This is a genomic window from Burkholderia ubonensis subsp. mesacidophila, assembly GCF_002097715.1.
Taxonomy (GTDB): domain Bacteria; phylum Pseudomonadota; class Gammaproteobacteria; order Burkholderiales; family Burkholderiaceae; genus Burkholderia; species Burkholderia mesacidophila.
Genome location: NZ_CP020738.1, coordinates 3,078,326 through 3,095,224, shown reverse-complemented (window position 1 = coordinate 3,095,224; position 16,899 = coordinate 3,078,326). Strand labels below are relative to the sequence as shown.

17 protein-coding genes and 2 pseudogenes are annotated in these 16,899 nt (G+C 65.4%); 4 read left to right on the top strand and 15 right to left on the bottom strand.

Annotated elements, in window-relative coordinates:
- The first annotated feature begins 7 nt into the window (after positions 1-7).
- Positions 8-619, top strand: coding sequence for a trimeric intracellular cation channel family protein (locus B7P44_RS31465; RefSeq protein WP_084909718.1), 612 nt, complete (start codon positions 8-10; stop codon positions 617-619).
- 16 nt (positions 620-635) lie between these two features.
- Here the strand turns inward: B7P44_RS31465 and B7P44_RS31460 are convergent, their stop codons facing one another.
- The 8 genes from B7P44_RS31460 to B7P44_RS31425 all read right to left on the bottom strand — a co-directional run bounded on the left by B7P44_RS31460 (position 636) and on the right by B7P44_RS31425 (position 8,246).
- Positions 636-1,013 (bottom strand): VOC family protein, encoded by a 378-nt coding sequence (locus B7P44_RS31460; RefSeq protein ID WP_084909717.1) that lies wholly within the window; start codon positions 1,011-1,013, stop codon positions 636-638.
- A 68-nt stretch (positions 1,014-1,081) separates the two neighbouring features.
- The gene (locus B7P44_RS31455) at positions 1,082-1,906 is read right to left on the bottom strand and encodes a heme ABC transporter ATP-binding protein (RefSeq protein ID WP_084909716.1); all 825 of its coding nucleotides are present in this window, start codon (positions 1,904-1,906) and stop codon (positions 1,082-1,084) included.
- A gap of 43 nt (positions 1,907-1,949) precedes the next feature.
- Positions 1,950-2,336: a VOC family protein gene (locus B7P44_RS31450; protein ID WP_084910134.1), complete on the bottom strand. Its 387-nt coding sequence runs from the start codon at positions 2,334-2,336 to the stop codon at positions 1,950-1,952.
- A gap of 59 nt (positions 2,337-2,395) precedes the next feature.
- A complete protein-coding gene (locus B7P44_RS31445) occupies positions 2,396-3,469 on the bottom strand; it encodes a FecCD family ABC transporter permease (RefSeq protein ID WP_084909715.1) in 1,074 nt (357 codons plus the stop codon).
- 15 nt (positions 3,470-3,484) lie between these two features.
- The gene (locus B7P44_RS31440) at positions 3,485-4,393 is read right to left on the bottom strand and encodes a heme/hemin ABC transporter substrate-binding protein (protein WP_084909714.1); all 909 of its coding nucleotides are present in this window, start codon (positions 4,391-4,393) and stop codon (positions 3,485-3,487) included.
- Positions 4,390-5,478: a hemin-degrading factor gene (locus B7P44_RS31435; RefSeq protein WP_084909713.1), complete on the bottom strand. Its 1,089-nt coding sequence runs from the start codon at positions 5,476-5,478 to the stop codon at positions 4,390-4,392. Before B7P44_RS31435 ends, B7P44_RS31440 begins: the two co-directional genes overlap by 4 nt.
- A gap of 47 nt (positions 5,479-5,525) precedes the next feature.
- The gene (locus B7P44_RS31430; RefSeq protein WP_084909712.1) at positions 5,526-7,796 is read right to left on the bottom strand and encodes a TonB-dependent hemoglobin/transferrin/lactoferrin family receptor; all 2,271 of its coding nucleotides are present in this window, start codon (positions 7,794-7,796) and stop codon (positions 5,526-5,528) included.
- A gap of 222 nt (positions 7,797-8,018) precedes the next feature.
- The gene (locus tag B7P44_RS31425; RefSeq protein ID WP_084909711.1) at positions 8,019-8,246 is read right to left on the bottom strand and encodes a hypothetical protein; all 228 of its coding nucleotides are present in this window, start codon (positions 8,244-8,246) and stop codon (positions 8,019-8,021) included.
- Positions 8,247-8,576: 330 nt separating this feature from the next.
- Here B7P44_RS31425 and B7P44_RS31420 point away from each other — a divergent pair.
- Together B7P44_RS31420 and B7P44_RS31415 are read left to right on the top strand one after the other, a co-directional pair.
- Positions 8,577-9,009: pseudogene (locus B7P44_RS31420) on the top strand (STM2901 family protein).
- Complete coding sequence (locus B7P44_RS31415) at positions 9,009-9,347, top strand: DUF1493 family protein (RefSeq protein WP_084909710.1); 339 nt, start codon at positions 9,009-9,011, stop codon at positions 9,345-9,347. Before B7P44_RS31420 ends, B7P44_RS31415 begins: the two are co-directional and overlap by 1 nt.
- A 228-nt stretch (positions 9,348-9,575) precedes the next feature.
- On the opposite strand, the gene B7P44_RS31410 is transcribed toward B7P44_RS31415, so the two are convergent.
- The 3 genes from B7P44_RS31410 to B7P44_RS31400 form a co-directional block, all read right to left on the bottom strand.
- Positions 9,576-9,962, bottom strand: coding sequence for a DUF6232 family protein (locus tag B7P44_RS31410; RefSeq protein ID WP_084909709.1), 387 nt, complete (start codon positions 9,960-9,962; stop codon positions 9,576-9,578).
- An 89-nt stretch (positions 9,963-10,051) separates the two neighbouring features.
- Complete coding sequence (locus B7P44_RS31405; RefSeq protein ID WP_084910133.1) at positions 10,052-10,312, bottom strand: DUF2866 domain-containing protein; 261 nt, start codon at positions 10,310-10,312, stop codon at positions 10,052-10,054.
- Between the two features lie 207 nt (positions 10,313-10,519).
- Entirely contained in the window at positions 10,520-11,677 is a 1,158-nt protein-coding gene (locus tag B7P44_RS31400; protein WP_084909708.1) for a porin, read from the bottom strand.
- Positions 11,678-11,984: 307 nt separating this feature from the next.
- On the opposite strand from B7P44_RS31400, the gene B7P44_RS31395 reads away from it, so the two are divergent.
- Positions 11,985-12,794 carry a MetQ/NlpA family ABC transporter substrate-binding protein gene (locus B7P44_RS31395; RefSeq protein WP_084909707.1) on the top strand — a complete coding sequence of 270 codons (810 nt, stop codon included), beginning with the start codon at positions 11,985-11,987 and terminating at the stop codon, positions 12,792-12,794.
- A 100-nt stretch (positions 12,795-12,894) separates the two neighbouring features.
- Here the strand turns inward: B7P44_RS31395 and B7P44_RS31390 are convergent, their stop codons facing one another.
- From B7P44_RS31390 to B7P44_RS31380, 4 genes and pseudogenes are all read right to left on the bottom strand, one after another.
- Positions 12,895-14,010, bottom strand: coding sequence for a succinylglutamate desuccinylase/aspartoacylase family protein (locus B7P44_RS31390; protein WP_084909706.1), 1,116 nt, complete (start codon positions 14,008-14,010; stop codon positions 12,895-12,897).
- Positions 14,011-14,278: 268 nt separating this feature from the next.
- Positions 14,279-14,443, bottom strand: a pseudogene (locus B7P44_RS37660) (transposase); the annotation flags it as partial.
- Between the two features lie 93 nt (positions 14,444-14,536).
- Positions 14,537-15,751 (bottom strand): MFS transporter, encoded by a 1,215-nt coding sequence (locus B7P44_RS31385; RefSeq protein WP_084909705.1) that lies wholly within the window; start codon positions 15,749-15,751, stop codon positions 14,537-14,539.
- An 80-nt stretch (positions 15,752-15,831) separates the two neighbouring features.
- The gene (locus tag B7P44_RS31380; RefSeq protein WP_084910132.1) at positions 15,832-16,890 is read right to left on the bottom strand and encodes a TauD/TfdA family dioxygenase; all 1,059 of its coding nucleotides are present in this window, start codon (positions 16,888-16,890) and stop codon (positions 15,832-15,834) included.
- Positions 16,891-16,899 lie beyond the last annotated feature (9 nt).

Below are 16,899 nucleotides of genomic sequence, written 5' to 3'. Positions count from 1 at the left end.
ACGCGACATGCATACGCTGTATCTGATCGCGATCGTCGCGGAAGCGATGTCGGGGGCGCTGATGGGCATGCGGCGCGGGATGGACCGCTTCGGCCTCGCGCTCGTCGGCGCGGTGACGGCGCTCGGCGGCGGCACGGTGCGCGACGTGCTGCTCGGCCACTATCCGCTCGGCTGGATCGCGCATCCGGAGTATCTCGTCATCACGCTGGCCGCGGCGACCGTCGCGTCGTGGGCGGCGCGCCGTCTCGCGCGGATGAAGACGCTGTTCGTCACGGTCGACGCGCTCGGCCTCGCGGCGTTCACGATCATCGGCTGCGACATCGGCGCGAAGACCGGCAGCGCGCCGATCATCGTCGTGCTGGCCGGCGCGATCACCGGCGTGTGTGGCGGGATGCTGCGCGACCTGCTGTGCAACGAAATGCCGCTGATCCTGCGCGAGGAGCTGTATGCGAGCGTCGCGTTCTGCACGGGCGCGCTCTACGTCGGGATGCAGTACCTGGGCATCGACGCCGGCGTGGCGACTGTGATCTCGCTGGTGTCCGGCTTCGCGATGCGGATGCTCGCGGTGCGGCAGGGCTGGAAGATGCGGACGTTCGGCGTGGCCGACGTCGAGCATTGACGGGCGCGACCGGCGTTCAGTCTGCCTGCATCACCTGAAACACATTGCCCTCCGGATCGTGCCCGTCGTACATCCGGTACGGGAAGCCCTCGTAGCGCTTGACTTCCCGGACCGCGACGCCGTCGCGGGCGAGCCGCTCGCGATGCGCGTCGATGTCCGATTCGATCGAGAAGACGAGCTTGACGTGCGTCGCGTCCGGGCGCACGGACGCCACCGCGCGCCGAAACGCCGGGCCGGCGAGATGCAGCGCCAGCTCGACGTTGCCTGCGTCGAGCACGACCCACTCGCCGTCGATTTCCTCGACGACGCGCAAGTCGAAGCAGCGCAGGTAAAACGATTTGAGTGAAGCGACGTCGTGCACGTACAGCAGCACGCGGGTCATCGGAAGCGGCATGCGAGTCTCCTGTTCCTGATTAAAAAATTGGCGGGCCTGCGCACGCTCGCGATCGGCGTGAACGGACCCTAAGCCGGCACCATCACCGGCGGCGCGCCGTCGCCGGTCTCGACCATCCTCACCGAAAACCCGTAACAGCGCGCGATATGCGCGGGCGTCATCACGTCGCGCGGCGCGCCGTGCGCGATGATCGTGCCGTCGGCCAGCATCGCGATGCGGTCCGCGTGACGCGCGGCGAGGTTCGGATCGTGGACGATCGCGAGCACGCCGAGCCGCCATTCGCGCGCGACCGCGCGCACGGTCTCGAGCAGCCGATGCTGGTGCGCGAGATCGAGCGCGGCGGTCGGTTCGTCGAGCAGCAGATAGCGGGGTTGCGCGGCATCGTCGCCGTCGTCGTCGGGCCACAGCTGCGCCAGCACGCGCGCGAACTGCACGCGCGCGAGTTCGCCGCCCGACAGCGTCGTGACGTCGCGGCCGACCAGCATGTCGGCCCCCGCGCGTTCAAGCGCGCGCCACGCGATGTCGCGGTCCCGGCGCGACGCCGCGCCGCCGCGGCGCGCGTGCGGATAGCGGCCGAGCAGCACGATCTCGTCGACGCTGAACGGAAACGCCGGCTGCGCCGCCTGCGGCAGCACGGCGCGCAGGCGCGCGAGCCGGGTCGCATCGATCTGCGCGAGCGATTCGCCGTTCAGCGTGACGGCGCCGGACACGCGCGCGCCGGCCGGCGTGCCGCGCCCGGTCAGCTCGCCGGCGAAGGTCTTCAGCAGCGTGCTCTTGCCGGCGCCGTTGCGGCCGAGCAGCGCAGTGACGCAGCCGGGCTCGATCGACAGCGACAGGTCGCGAAGGATGACGGCGCGGCGGCGCGCGACTTCGAGTTGATGGGCGATCAGCATGGTCGTGAAGGAAGGGCTCGCTGGCGTGGAAAACGGCGGGGCGTCAAACCGCGCCGGGCGCGGTCTCGGAGATGTGCCACAGCACCCCGGCCGGATCGAACAGGAAGGCGACGCGTCGCCCCCACGGCTGCATCTTCGGCTCGATCGGCGCGTTGACGGCATAACGCTCGCTCAGCCTGAGCGCATCGATGTGCCGCCACCACGCGTCGAGATCGCTCACGACCATCTGCAGCATGCTGTTGTTCGCATGGGCCGGCTCGTAGAAATCCTGCAGCAGGATGCTGTACCGGCCGAAGTGCAGTTCGGTGAGGGCGTCGCCGTCGTAGGTCAGCGTGAAGCCGAGCTCGACATAGAAGCGCTTGCTCGTGTCGAAATCCCGGGACGGCACGAACGGGCGCAATGCGTTGATCGTCGATGCGAGTGATGACAAGGCAATCTCCAACGGGGTGGGGCGGATCGATCCTGCAAGACGTCGAACGTCCGGCGCGCTCATCCGCCGAGCGCGCCGCGGCTTTTCCACAGCAGCGCGAGAAAGAACGGCGCGCCGAGCAGCGCGGTCAGCACGCCGAGCGGAATTTCCGCCGGCGCGGCGACGGTGCGCGCCGCGAGATCGGCGGCGAGCGTCAGCAGCGCGCCGAGCAACGCGGCGCCGGGCATCACGATCCGCTGGTCGGGGCCGCACGCGAGGCGAATGCAGTGCGGCGCGACGAGCCCGATGAAGCCGATGATCCCCGCGCACGACACGAGCGCGCCGACGGCGAGCGCGACCGCGACGAGCACGCGCCGCTTGAGCCGCTGCACCGGCACGCCGAGGTGCAGCGCCTCGGTTTCGCCGAGCTGCAGCGCATTCAGCGCGTCGCGCTCGCGCGCGAGCAGCGCGCAGCCGATCGCGACGCACGGCGCGACCGCCGCGAGCGCCGGCCATTGCGCGCCGCCGAGGCTGCCGAGGCTCCAGAACGTCAGAGAGCGGAGCTGCGCATCGTTCGCGGCGAACGTGAGCAGCCCGATCGCCGCGCCGGCGAGCGCGTTGATCGCGATGCCGGCGAGCAGCAGCAGCGGCAGCGCGAGCCGGCCGCGCGACGCGGCGAGCCGGTAGACCAGCGTCGCGACCGCGAGCGCGCCCGCGAACGCGGCAAAAGGGAGCACAGCGGGCAGCACCGCGGCGCCGAGCACGATCGTCGTGGTCGCGCCGAGCGCCGCGCCGCTCGACACCCCGACGAGCCCCGGGTCCGCGAGCGGATTGCGGAACAGCGCCTGCATCGCGGCGCCCGCCGCGCCGAACCCGCCGCCGACCAGCAGCGCGAGCACGACGCGCGGCGCGCGGATGTCGAGCAGGACCGCGCGCGCCTGCTGCGCGGCGGCGTCGCCGGTCAGCGCGGCCCAGAGTTCGGCGGGCGGAATGCGATACGCGCCGACGCACAGCGCGGCGACGGCGGCAGCGGCGACCAGCACGGCAAGGGCCGCCAGTGCGAACGGCGCGAGCCGGCGCGATGCGCCGACGCGCGCGGCGCCGGATGAGGCCGCGTGCGGTGTTGCGGCAAAGGGCGAAGCATGAGCGGGCATCGGGACGATCCGGAATCAGGCGAGCGCATCCGACAGTTGCCGGTGCAGCGTGGTGAGGGCGAGCGGCAGGCGCGGGCCGAAGCCGAGCAGCAGCAGCGCGTCGAGCGACACGACGCGCCGCGCGCGGCCGGCCGGCGTCGCGGCGAAGCCCGGCGCGGCCAGCAGCGCCGCCAGGCCGCCGACCGCGGCGAGCCCTTCGTCGGAGATCAGCACGACGTCGGGCGCGGCGGCGGCGAGCGCCTCGGTCGTCAGCGGCTTGTAGTGATCGAAGCCCTGCATCGCGTTGCGCGCGCCCGCGTAGCGGATCATCGCGTCGGCGGCGGTGCGCTGGCCCGCGGCGAGCGCCTGGTTGCCGGTGTGGTTGAGCACGAACAGCACGCGCGGCGCCTGCGCGCCGCCGGGCGGCTGCGCCGCGACGGTCGCGCGCGCGACCTGCCAGTCGCGGTCGAAGCGCTGCAGCAGCACCGCGCCCGCGTCGCGCACGTCGAGCGCCTGCGCGACGCCGGTGATCTTCGCGCGGGCGGAATCGACGTCGTGGCCTTCGTGGAACGTCGTCACCGCGACGCCCGCGCGCTTCACCTGCGCGAGCGCGATCGGCGGCCCGGCCTCGGCCGACGCGAGCACGAGGTCGGGCCGCAGCGACAACAGGCCCTCGGCCGACAGCGCGCGCTGGTAGCCGACCTTCGGCAGGCGGCGCGCGGCGTCGGGATAGGTGCAGGTCGTGTCGGCGCCGACGAGCGCATAGCCGCGCGCGTCGGCGGCGCCGAGCGCGAATGCCGTTTCCGCGAGCGCGCCGCCGATCACGACGACGCGCTTCGCCGGCGTCTGCGCGTGCCCCCGGCCCGGCAACGCGCCCGCGAGCGCACCGACCGCCGCGCTCGCGAGCAGGATGCGGCGCTGCCGGTTGAACGGCCCGCCGCTCACCGTGCGTCTCCGTGCTCCGCCGGCGGCAGGCCCGCGACCAGCGCCCGCCAGTCGTCGCGTTCCGGCCGGCCCGGCTTGCGTTCGCCGAACAGCAGCGCGACGTGCTCGCCCTGTCGGTCGAACAGCTCGAGCGACGTGACGATGCCGTCGCTCGTCGGCTTCTTCACGACCCACGCGGCGGCGATCATGTCCTCGCGCACGTGCAGGTTGAAGCCGGGATCGAGCACGTTGATCCACGCGCCGACGTCGCGCACGTTCGCGATAGGCCCGGTATGGATCTGGATCATCCCCGCGTTGCCGACGAACACCATGATCGGCTGCCCGCTGCCGGCCGCGCGTTCGAGTGCGTGACGCAGTGCACGCGTGCCGACCGGGTAGGCGTACTGCGGAGCGGCGAGCCGCAGCGCCTGCATGCGGCTCACGCCGAAGCGCTGCGTGATGCCGAAGAACTGATGCGTGTCGGTCATCGCGTCCCACGCCGCGCGGAAGCCGGCGACGTCGATCTCGCTATCCGCGCGCTCGGGCGCCTTCGGCGCGGCCGGCGTGACCGCGAGGCCCGGTTCCTGCGACGGCGCGCGCCAGCGCGCGACGAATGCGTCGTACGCCGCGTGATCGCTGTGCGTGCGCAGATAGACCTTGTGGATCGCGTCGCCGTGCGCGTCGAAGAACTGCAGGCTCTTCAGCGTGCCGTGCGCGGTGGCGTCGCTGACCGCGAACGCGGAGGCCCAGTGACGGTAGAAGATGCGCAGGTCGATGTCGCCGAGCGCGAGGCCGACCGGGCCGTCGTGACTCATCTGCGCGTACTCGCCGTCTTTCTCGTGGACGGCGGTCTCGTTGCGCGTGAGCGCCATCACGCGGCCGAGCCGCGGCATTTCCTCGAACATCGCCGGGAAGCGCGCGTCGAGCCGCACGACGTGCTCGCCGACGAACGCGGCGAGCGCCTCGCCTTCGCTGACGCCGAGCGCCTGTGCGGCGTCGCGGTTGCGCAGCTGGCGCTCGGCCTTGAGCTTGACGAACGCGTCGCGCAGCGCGGCGGCCGTGCGCACTTGAGCGGCCGGTTGACCGGAAACGGCGGATTGCATCATGTCGGACTCCTTCGGGTGACGGGGGGAGGGAAAACGGGCGGCGGGCATCAGAAATCCACCTTCATGCTGACGGCGACGGTGCGCCCCGGCGCGGTATATGCGTCGAGCACCTGCGAATCGGCCGCGATGCCGCGCACGTCCGACCAGTTCCAGTACTTGCGGTCGAACAGGTTGCGGATGCCGATCGTTGCGCTCACGTGCTTGTTGAAGCGATAGCCGCCGCGCACGTCGACGACGAACGACGACGGCGGCGCGAAGCACGGCTTGTTGGCCTGCGAGCACGCGCCGGCCGGGATGTCCTTGTCGCGCTTCGCGGCCTGGAACAGCAGGTCGGTCTGCACGAACCAGCGTTCGCCCGGCTCGTAGCGCACGCCGAACACCGCGGAGAACGGGTTGATCGAGTCGAGCGGCTGGCTGGCCGCGCCGTTGTTCCGCGTCGAACCCTTCGTGAAGGCCAGCGCGGTCTTCAGCGTGATGCCGTTGGGCATGATCCATTCCGCGCGGCCTTCGAGGCCGTGAATGCGCGCGTCGGAGAAGTTCACGTACTGGAACACGAACGGATCGTTCGGCCGGCCGCTGCCGGCGATCGTGGTGCGAGAGATGAAGTTGCGATAGCGGCCCGTGAACGCGGCGGCGCTGTAGCGCACGACGCCGTAGCCGGTGCCCGTCTTGCCGCGCAGGCCCGCCTCGAAGGTGTCGCTCGTCTCGGGCTTGAGGTCGGGATTGCCGATCGACGTATAGCCGAATACCGGATTCGAGAAGCTGCTGTTGACCTGGTCCGGCGTCGGCGTGCGGAACCCGTGCGCGTACTGCACGTACGGAATCAGCGCCGGCGTGATCTCGTACAGCACCGCGACGCGCGGCGACAGTTCGCGCGCGCTCGTCGACACGGCCTTGCCGGTGAACAGCGGATCGTTCGCGCCCGGGTTCAGCCGGTACGCGTCGAAGCGCAGCCCCGGCGTGACGAGCAGCCGCCCGTAGCCGATCTGGTCCTGCACGAACGCGCCGAGCAGCGTGTAGTCGGTGTCTGGAAACGCCTTGTTCGGGAATGCCTCGCCGACACCCGGCACCGTGCCGTTGCGGGTGTTCTTCACGCGCGACAGGCTGCCGTCGACGCCGTACAACAGCTTGTGCGCGAACGGGCCGGTCGAGAAGCCGCTTTCCGCGAACGCCGAGCCGCCGAACGTGCGCTCCTCGTAATGGTTGTCGCGCGAGCGGGAGCGCAGCGAGCCGCCGCGCGTCTCGAATGCGAACTGGTCCTGCGTCGCTTCCTGGTAGTAGAACTGCGCGTGCGCGTTCTGGAACCAGCGGTAGGCATCGTCGTGGAAGTCGTAGTCGATGCTGAAGCGGTTGCGCTCGAGCCGGTCGCTCGTCGTGAGGCCGAGCGTCGTCGGCGGATTGATCGCCGACAGCACGTTCGTGCTGATGCGCCGCTGCACGGTTTCCGCGGTGAGCTTGATCGTGTCGCGCGAGGTCGGCTTCAGGACCAGCTTGCCGAGCAGCGATTCCGAGTAGACGTCCTGAGGATTCGACGTGGTGCGCAGCGTGCTTGCCGTGTTGTTGCTGCCGCGCGTGTCGATCTCGTGGCCACGCCGGCCGTCGGCGATGATCATCCCCTGCACGCGATCGTTGCCGGCCGCGGCCGACACCGTCGCGCCGATGCTGCGGTCGGTCGAGTCGTAGCTCGGCCGGAACGAGAAGTAGTAAGGCTTGCGATAGATCGACAGCAGGTCTTGCGGGTCCTTCGTGATGAAGTTCACCGCGCCGGTGAGGCCGTCGCTGCCGTACAGCGCCGACGCCGGCCCGCGCAGGATCTCGATGCGCTTCAGCGTGTCGAGGTCCGCGTAGTCGCCGCGGCCCGCCTCGAGCGGGCCGAACGAGAACGCGCTCGGCAGGCGGATGCCGTCTTCCATCAGCAGCACGCGATTGCCTTCGAGGCCGCGGATGTTGATGCTCGAGTCGCCGTCGCGGCCGCCGCCGAGCGCGGCGCTGCCGGGCCGGTACGCGGTGCGCCGCACGGTGACACCCGGCTCGTAGCGCAGCGCGTCCTTGATGTTCGCCGCCTGCTGTTCCTCGAGATCCTCGTCGGTGATCACCGATACGGACGCGGCCGTGCGGCTCGCCGCCGTCGCGGTGCGGGTGGCCGTGACGGTGACGGGGTCGAGCAGCGCCGCCGCGCCGCGCGTCGACGCGGCGAGCAGGGTGGGCGGGGTGGCGCCTTGCGGCAACGAATCGGCGAAAGCCGGGGCGACGGACAGGCCGAACGCGCCGAACAGCGCAGCGCAAATCGGCCGCCGCGCCAGGGTGTAGCAATGCACAGGTGGTCTCCCAGTGATGAAACAAGCCCGAAGGCTGGCTGGGTGACGCGTTCACCTGGCTGGCCCGTTCGCGCGCGCGAGGCGGCGAACGGCTGGATGAAAGGAAAAAGGGTAAAACGTGCCGAATTGTAAATGAGAATTATTATCAATTCAAGGCGGATGAGCGCGTCGGGTGCCGCGAGGCGGCAATGACGCGCGGATGCCGCATGCGCGTACGCCGCGTTACGACAGCGATTCGAGGCGGATCAGCAGATTGCGCGCATGGGCGATGAACGCATCGTGCGTGTCGTGCTCGCTGCGGCTTTCGAGGTGGCGCTCTTCGGCGAACGCGATCTGCTCGGCGAAGATTTCGCCGAGCGCGTGGCGGGCGTCGGGGGGAAGCGCACGGATCATCGAGACGAGCAGTAATTCCTGCGCGCGGAGCATGCCGGACAGCGATTGAGCGTTCATGCCGACCCCCTTTGGTCGATGCGGCGCCGGGCGCCGGTCTTTCCATACTAGGCGGTTGGCGCGCGAGCGTCGTATTCGCGGGAGCGTGCGGAGGCCCGCGCCCGTCACACGTAACGGAGAGAAGGCGACGGAATTGATGTCACCAGATTTCCTATAAAAATCAGCGATTTAATAGAGTTGTGAGTGTGTTTCTTGCTGCCAATCGCGCTACCACAGGTGTGTTTCCTGCAGTATTTCACATTCGTTCACAATAGGATGGCCACGATTTCAGGCATGTCATACGATGCGGCCTCGTTCCATTGAGGAAATGAGGGGGGAGAGAAAATATTTATGGTAAATACATATAATTATGGAATTCACGCCAATCTTACACCGTCAGAGCTTTTTTTGCTTGATTGTTATTGACGTTGCTTGTGATGAGTTGGGTATTGATGATGTTGTCGGGGTTGCAATGATTTTATTGGGTCAAAGGTTTCTGCCGACAAGAGGGAAATTCGGTGGGGCAGTCAAGGGAACATCGGTAGCTTCCAGAGTTTCCCGAAAATTACTTCCTTATGAGATCAAGCACAAGATTCTTCCAACGGTAACGTCGTTCAAGAGCCTCATGCTTCTTAGGGTTAAGTTTACGAGAGAACTTGGCGTATTTGTTGGGCGGGCGATCCCGGTGGTCGGATGGGTTATTACCACGGTCGACATATCAATCATAATGCATCGGTCTGGAGTCAAGTACAATGGTTTGGTTAAGCCGGAGGATCGCCTTTAATGGATGCTCGTCTAATAGAAATGGTGAGGGATGAGGCGGATTCACCGTTGTGGGGAGAGCTTGAAATCACCCCGGAGACGGATCTCTGCATTGATCTGGAAATTTCCGATAGAGCCATGTTGAGGCTGATGAGGAAATTTTCGGTAACTTTTGGCGTTGATATCAGTGATTTTGATATAAATTATTACTATCCGTCAAGAAATTTGAAATTTGGTCGATTTATTTTTGAAACATTGAAGTCGCCATTCAGTGCAAGCGCAAGAGATAAAGTACTGGAACGCCCTCTCACAGTTGGGATGATGGAAGTTGCAATTAAAACTGGGCGGTGGGAAATGTGATTGGTCCATGCACATGAAATGGCTCTATGCTTCCCTGACTGAACGGAACGAATGAGCAACAAAGCCTGGAAACATTGGCGAGAAGCCGGTGATTGGTCCGCTCACGAGGCTGCGTGAGCGTTTGATGGTCGATTCGAGTGCTATAAAACAGAAACCCCGTTAAATCAATGATTTATGGGGTTTTGTGCCATATTCTGGCGGAGAGAGGGGAAAAGCAGCCTGAACCGGTCAGTCGACAGCGGTGGCCGCCGCCTGCGCATCGCGCACGACCTGCGCGACCTGCTCGACGAACCCGACGTCGACGCTCGACAGCGCCTCGCGCTTGCCGTCGGGCATCTCGACGATGAGCCGGTACGTGACGTCCTGCGTCGTCCATGCAAGGTAGCCGACGACGGTCAGCATCACGCCGACGACGAGCGCGGCGTTCGACCCGTAAAGGCCGCCCGCGACGGCCGACACCGCGCCGATCAGCGAGATGAGCGACGGCACGAGTTTGTTTTTCGGGATCTTGACGACATCGACGCGACGAATGTCACGCAAGGGAAAGACTTGCCCGGCGGCCGACAGGCCGTTGCGCGTGACCGTCACGCCTCGTTCGTTGAAAGCGTGTTCCATCGTGTGTGGCGTTGACGAAAACGCGCAGCGTAACAGACTTCAATGCCGCGTCAAACGGGGCCGAGTGCCGCATGCGGAGCGGCAGGACGTCAGAACTGCAGCCGGCCGTCGCCGTAGAGCCGACCCGGCACGTGCGACGCGACCACTTCGGCGATTTCCGTGTCGGTCGATTCGGCCGGCACGACCTGGCGCCGCGCGGGCGCGTCGAGATGCATCGTCCATTCGACGAGCCGGTACGGGCGCCCCCACGGGCGCTGCATCTCGACCGACACGCGGCAACTCTGGACGGGCAGCGAGTGCTCGCGCGTCAGAATCGCATGCAGATGGCTGAAAACGGTATCTTCGATCATCATGGCCTCCGATCCTGTCTCGTGGTGGCCGGCGACTGCGCCGCCGGAGTCTCAAAAAAAAAGCCGCCGATGCTCAGGCGGCCAACAGGGGGGGTGAGTGCATCGTCGCAGCCCAGAATTAAGCGAAACTTAAAAGCCCATAAAAAAGCGCCCCGCCTTGGAGGCGGGGCGCTTTTGCCGTCGTGATCCGCGTGTTAAGCGAACGCTTTAGAACTTGTGACGGATGCCGACGCGAGCGGCGACCTGGTTCGACGAGTTGGTGCCCGACGTGCCGAAGTAGCTCGACGCGTTCGAACCGATCTGCGCCTGGACGTTGTCGCCCGACGCCTTCTGGTAGATCACGAGGCCGTACACGTCGGTACGCTTGCTGAGCGCGTAGTCGAGCGCGAGGTTGCCCTGGTTCCAGTGGGCCGAACCGCCGTTTTGCGTCGCGTTCGTGTACGTGTAGCCCGCAGCGGCCGACAGGGCCGGCGTGATCGCGTACTTGAGGCCGGCTTCGTACGCGTTGTAGAACGTGCCGCCCGAACCGGAGACCGTGGAGAACTGCGTGCGCGTCCAGAGCGCCCATGCCGTTGCCGGGCCCCAGATGTAGCGGCCGCCGACACCGTAGGTGCGCAGGTCGCGGACGTTGCCCGTGACGACGTTCGCGAACGTCGACGAGATCGCCGGCGTCGACTGGCTCGGGTAGCGGATGTCCGTGTACGCGGCGCCGACCGAGAACGGGCCGTTCGCGTAGTTCAGGCCGAAGCTGTATGCACGCGACGAACCGCCCGAGTTCGAGGCGCCCGAGCCCGGTGCGCCGGCGAAGTCCGTCGAATTCGAGAAGCCGTACAACGCGCCGAACGTGAAGCCGGCGTAGTTCGCGCTCTGGAACTTGACCGCGTTGTTGATGCGGCTCGACGTGAGCTGGTCGACGTCGTTGGCGTGGTAAGCGTAGTTGCCCGCGACTGTGTTGCCGCCGGTCGAATAGTTCGCGCCGAGGATGTCGGTCGAGAACGAGTACTGACGGCCGAACGTCACTGTGCCGTACTGGGCCGTGCTCAGGCCGACGTAGGCCTGACGGCCGAACATCGCGCCGCCTTGACCCGCCGCGCCCGTGCCGACGTTGAAGCCGTTCTCGAGCACGAAGATCGCCTTCAGGCCGCCGCCCAGGTCTTCCGTGCCGCGCAGGCCCCAGCGGCTGCCTTGCGCAATGCCGTCGTCAAACTTGAACAGCTTGCTGCCGACGCCCGAGGCCTTGGGGCTGCTGTGGTTCACATAGCTGATACCAGCGTCGATCAGGCCGTACAGCGTGACGCTGCTTTGTGCATGGGCCGCGCTGGCCGTGGCTGCCAGGACGGCAGCGGTCAACAGTTTCTTGTTCAAAGGAATCTCCGAGCGAGTAAATGGCGTGTCCAGTTGCGGTTCCGGCGCTCTTCAGGCGCTTTCACGGACCGGCCACAACTTTACCGAGAGGCGGCGTAATGAATGTGACAGTTACTGTCATATGAAGAATGTGTGGCGCCGATGCGACACCAAATCATGCCCGGTTGCCGTCGCAGCGGTTATGCCGATTTCGGGTGACCTTCGACCCGGATCGGGAATATGCACATGAAATAAGTTTCGTTGGTGTCGGTCTGGCCCCGTGCGACGATGCGCGCTCATACAACGACATGCGACAGAGGACACCCACATGCGACGCTCGAACTGGTTGACCGGCCTTGCCGCGCTCGGCGCGGCCCTGATGTTCGCGGCGCCCGGCGCGCACGCCGACCCGCAGGCGCTGAAGATCGGCACGATGAGCGGCCCCGACGCCGACATCTGGGCCGTGGTGACGAAAGTGGCCGCGCGCGACGGCCTCGCGATCAAGGTCATCGAATTCAACGACTACGTGCAGCCGAACGCCGCGCTCGACGCCGGCGATCTCGAGGCGAACGGCTTCCAGCACCAGCCGTTCCTCGACAGCCAGGTCAAGCAGCGCGGCTACAAGATCGTCAGCGTCGGCCTGACCTACACGATGCCGATGGCCTTCTATTCGAAAAAACTCAAGTCGATCAAGGATTTGCCGGTGGGCGCGAAGGTCGGCATCCAGAACGACCCGTCGAACGGCAACCGCGCGCTGCTGCTGCTGCAGAAGTACGGCGTGATCAAGCTGAAACCGGGCGCGGGCACGAACGGCGTAAACGCGACGCCGCTCGACGTCGCCGAGAACCCGAAGAAGATCAAGCTCGTCGAGCTCGACGCCGCGCAGCTGCCGCGCGCACTGCCGGATCTCGACGCCGCCTCGATCAACACCGATTACGCGGTGAAGGCCGGGCTCACGCCGGTGAAGGACGCGATCGCGATCGAGGACCTGAAAGGCCCGTACGCGAACCTGATCGCGGTGCGCGCGCAGGACCGGGACAAGCCTTGGGTGAAGAAGCTCGTCGCCGCCTACGAGTCGAACGACGTGCGCCAGTTCATCGAGACGAAGTTCGGCGGCGCGATCGTGCCGGCGTTCTGACGCAACGGGCCGGCGCGCGTCGCGTGGCCGGCTGTGGAAACGACATCGCCCGCGCAAGCGGGCGATGGTCTTTTGAAGGCCGCCTGGCCTGGCGGGACGCTCAGGCCGTCAGCAGCGAGCCCGTGCGGATCGGCGTCGCGCCGGCGATGCGCGCGACTTCCATGCCGGCGGTCGCGAAGCGCACCACTTGGCGCGCGTACAGCACGCCCGACACGCTGCTCTTCAGCGTGACGACGCGGTCGGTCAGCGGATCGACGATGTCGGCCACTTCCTGTCCCGCCTCGATCCACGCGCCCACCGGCGTGCGGAACACGATCACGCCCGACACCGGCGCGACGAGCGGATCGGTGCCCGCGAGCGGCGTCGCCGGATACGCGAGCGGCGGCAGCGGCGCGGGCGTGCCGTCGATCACGCCGCGCGCGGTCAGGTATTCGACGATCGCCTGCGCGTCCTTTTCCGCGAATTCGTACGACACGTCGCGTTCGCTGCGCAGCTCGACGGTGACCGAGATCGCGCCGTTCGGGATCGGGAAGCGGTCGCCGAAGCGCTCGCGCAGGTCCGACCAGCAGAAGCTGTGGATCTCGTCGAACGGATTGCCGACCGAGTTCAGCGCGAGCAGCGACGCCTGCGCGTCGAGGTAGCGTGCGAGCGGCTCGACGTCTTCCCACAGGTCGGGGTTCGTGTACAGGTGCATCACCGCGTCGTTGTCGCAATGCAGGTCGAGCACGATGTCGGCGTCGAACGACAGCTTCTGCAGCGCGAGGCGCTGCGATTCGAGCTCGGTGCGCGGCGCCTGCTCGTCGAGCGCTTCGCGCATCGCCGCGCGCACGGCCGCGACGTTGCGCGCCCCGTCCTTCGTCAGGCGTGCTTCGACGCGCGGCAGCACGAGCGCCGCGAGATCGTAGAAGTTGCGGTTGAAGTTCTGCATCGAGCCGAGCTCGAAGCGGCCGAGGTGATCGCCGAACACGTGCTGCGCGAGGCCGATCGGGTTCGGCACCGGCACGATGACGATTTCGCCGCGCAGCTTGCCGGCCGTCTCGAGCGCGGCAATCTTGCGGCGCAGCAGCGTGGCGACCAGCATGCCGGGCAGCTCGTCGGCGTGCAGCGACGACTGGATATAGATCTTGGTGCCGCCACGCGGGCCGTAGTGGAAGCTCGTGATGTGGCGCTCGGTGCCGACGGCGGGGGAAATCAGCGGATGGGTCTGCGTTTGCATGATGAGAAGAGTGCGGCGCAGCCGCGAATGATCCGGTGTGCGGGGAAGATCGATTGTACGTTGCCTTTCGCGAACCCATCAAACCGCTTCCGCCGCACCGTTTTTTCCGTTGCGAATCATTCGGTTAACGCGGAAAAAAACGTGCATTCCGGCACCGGCGCCAGCGTGTTTCACGCGATTCGTTGCGCGTGCGCATGAAAAAATTGCTGCGGCCAATGCCTGGGCGCAGCCATGCGGCAGCGAAAAAGTCATCGGCACCAAGGTATCCGGCGATATCCGGCAGGATCGCCTTGGCGAGGCTCGACTCCGCGACCCGCTTCTCGAGCCGCACATCCTCAATCCGAAGCTGCTTCGGATCGCGGACCTGGTTCGATGCCAGGCCCGCGTACTGCTCCTTCCAGCGGTAATACGTCTGCTCGGCAATCCCCAACTTCCCGTTTACATTGGGAAACTCGCGTCGAAACACCAACACTCATTTCTGTGCAGGATCTCTATGGCAGATCACCGGGAGACCCCACATATCCTGTCAATTGGACGCAGAGGGAGAGAGTTTCGATTGGTCTGTCGGACATAGGCGATCCCAAACGAACACGGCGAAAAGTCCTGCCGACAGACATACCAATGGCACCGTTGGCGTCCCGCTCATGTCGGCAACCATGCCGAAAATCAACGGTACTGCCGCTATCGCCACCTGATTGACTGCCATGGCGGCACCGATGACCTCGCCCACCTTGTTGTGATCGGTTGATTCCGATAGCCACACGACCCAGGGTCCGTACCAGCCGAAGCAAAAAAATCCGGTAAAAGCGGCGCACGCCAGAATAGGGAATCCATGGCAAGAACTGGGCAACAACGCCGTGGCCAGCAGCGCCACGGGTGCCAGCACCAGGCAGATAATGACGACGCGTCGCCGCCCGCCTCGGATATGATCGCTCAAGGCAGAAAGCGTGATTCGGCCAAGCGAACCGCTCATTTGCACAACGAACAGCGACCATGCCGCAACCGATGGCATGAGATCGAAGCGGCGTTGGACGAACATGATCCAGAAAACGGCCACGGCCGTCTGCAAGGCAACAAGCATCGCACCAATCAATGCAATCCGCCGGAATGCGGCTTCCGAGAAATTCCCCAACAGGTGCTGCCACATTGATCTGGCCGATGGCGATCCCATGTCAGGCCTGGAGGCATTGCGGAATACCGCAAGATAGATCCCCGCTGTAACGGCGATGACAACCGCCGCCACGGTCATGGTGGAGGCCCACCCGGCGCGCAGCATCAGTCCCGGGAAAAAGACGGCTGCGCATGCTCCGCCCAGGGGCAAGGCCGCTTGCCGCACGCCCATCGCCATCCCTCGCTCGTGCGTAGGGAACCAGTGGTAAATCGCCTTGCTTCCGCCGGGCTGGATCGGGCTATATCCAATGCCCATCATCAGCATCGCAACAGCTAGTGCTCCGTATCCGGTAGACACAGCCAGCAGCAGCATCGAGAAGCTCAGCACCAGCATTCCGAGGAAAACCGGCAATCGCTCCCCATGCCGATCAAGTGCTCGTCCGACTAATGCCAAACCGAAAATCGGTACGATATTTGCGAGCGTTGCAAGGCCGCCGATCTGCTGGGCAGAAAGATGCAAGGTATCTTGAGCGTAGAGGCCCCACGCGCCGATGCCTTGGCTCGCCAGCCCTGCGACGAGCTGTGTCAGGGTGGATACCCCCAGTATCCACCACCGGTAGTAGTGACGCATTCGTCAGTCTCCTGCTGTTCAACCTTTGCCGAGATCGTCGTCCCACGCCCCCGGGGGGGGGCGTAGGCGACAGCGTCAACTTATGCTGCAAGCGGGAGCGCTGGCATTTGCGTGTTTTGAATCTTCGGATCGAAAACCCGCTCTTGCAGCCGGGTGAACGATCGGAAGTTCCAAAGATTTCGCGCGACGAATACACGTTGAACCCATCGGTAGGCTCGTCCGTTCTCGTCGTATTGCGGTGCGAATTTGTCTCGAGAATGAAGCGTAAAACTGTTGTTGATGAGGACGAGTTTCCCCGGGGTGATTTGCACGCCGAAAGAAATTTCCCTTATCGCCTGATACAGGTTGTCGAGTGCCTGTTTGGCTCGCGAGTTGGCGGCAAGCACCATGTCCGGATAAAACGCCACCGTCACATGCGGAGATTCGTATGGACCTGACAGGATGGGGCGCAAGTCAGTGTTGTCGCGCGGTGTAGAGGTTGCACCTCTCCAGCGATATGGAACGCGGATGATGTAATTATTTTTGTAAAGCTGATCGATATCCTCGGGCGAGAGCAATCGAAGTGCCTTTCGCGCGTCGGCAAGGCGAGTCATCGGCCCCCCGCCTGGTTCAGCTCTTACGCCCAGCAGCAAGAGGGCTGACGGAGATGTGTCTCCTTCGGGCATATGAACCTGAGCAGCATTCTCGATGTGGAAGTCCAGTTCTACATCGGAGCCCAGACCGGTGTATTCTTGGGCGTTCTCCTTGTGCGGGGTGAGGTTGTTGACGAGCTCACGGCCTTCATGAGCGATCGAATACGGCTCGCCTGCCAGCGCCCCGATGGCGACAAGAAGGTTCTCGCTCAGGACGCCATCCTTGAATGCCCGGCCACTCTCTGAAAAGAACGGGCTACCACATACGCCGTGGTCCACCGGAAGACCATCGATTTCCAAATAACCTAGCGCATCCGCGCCGACACTTTTGGTTCGTTCGATGGCGTCAACAACCCTGGCCGGCAATGCGGTGTACGCGGTCTTTCGTAACGCATTGAGGTACCGGGATCCTCCTGCCGGGTCATATGGAATACTGCTAAAGGCATCTTTCAGTTGGTCTGCATCCCTTGCAGTCAATACAACTCGTTCATCTACCTGAGTAATCATGATCCATTC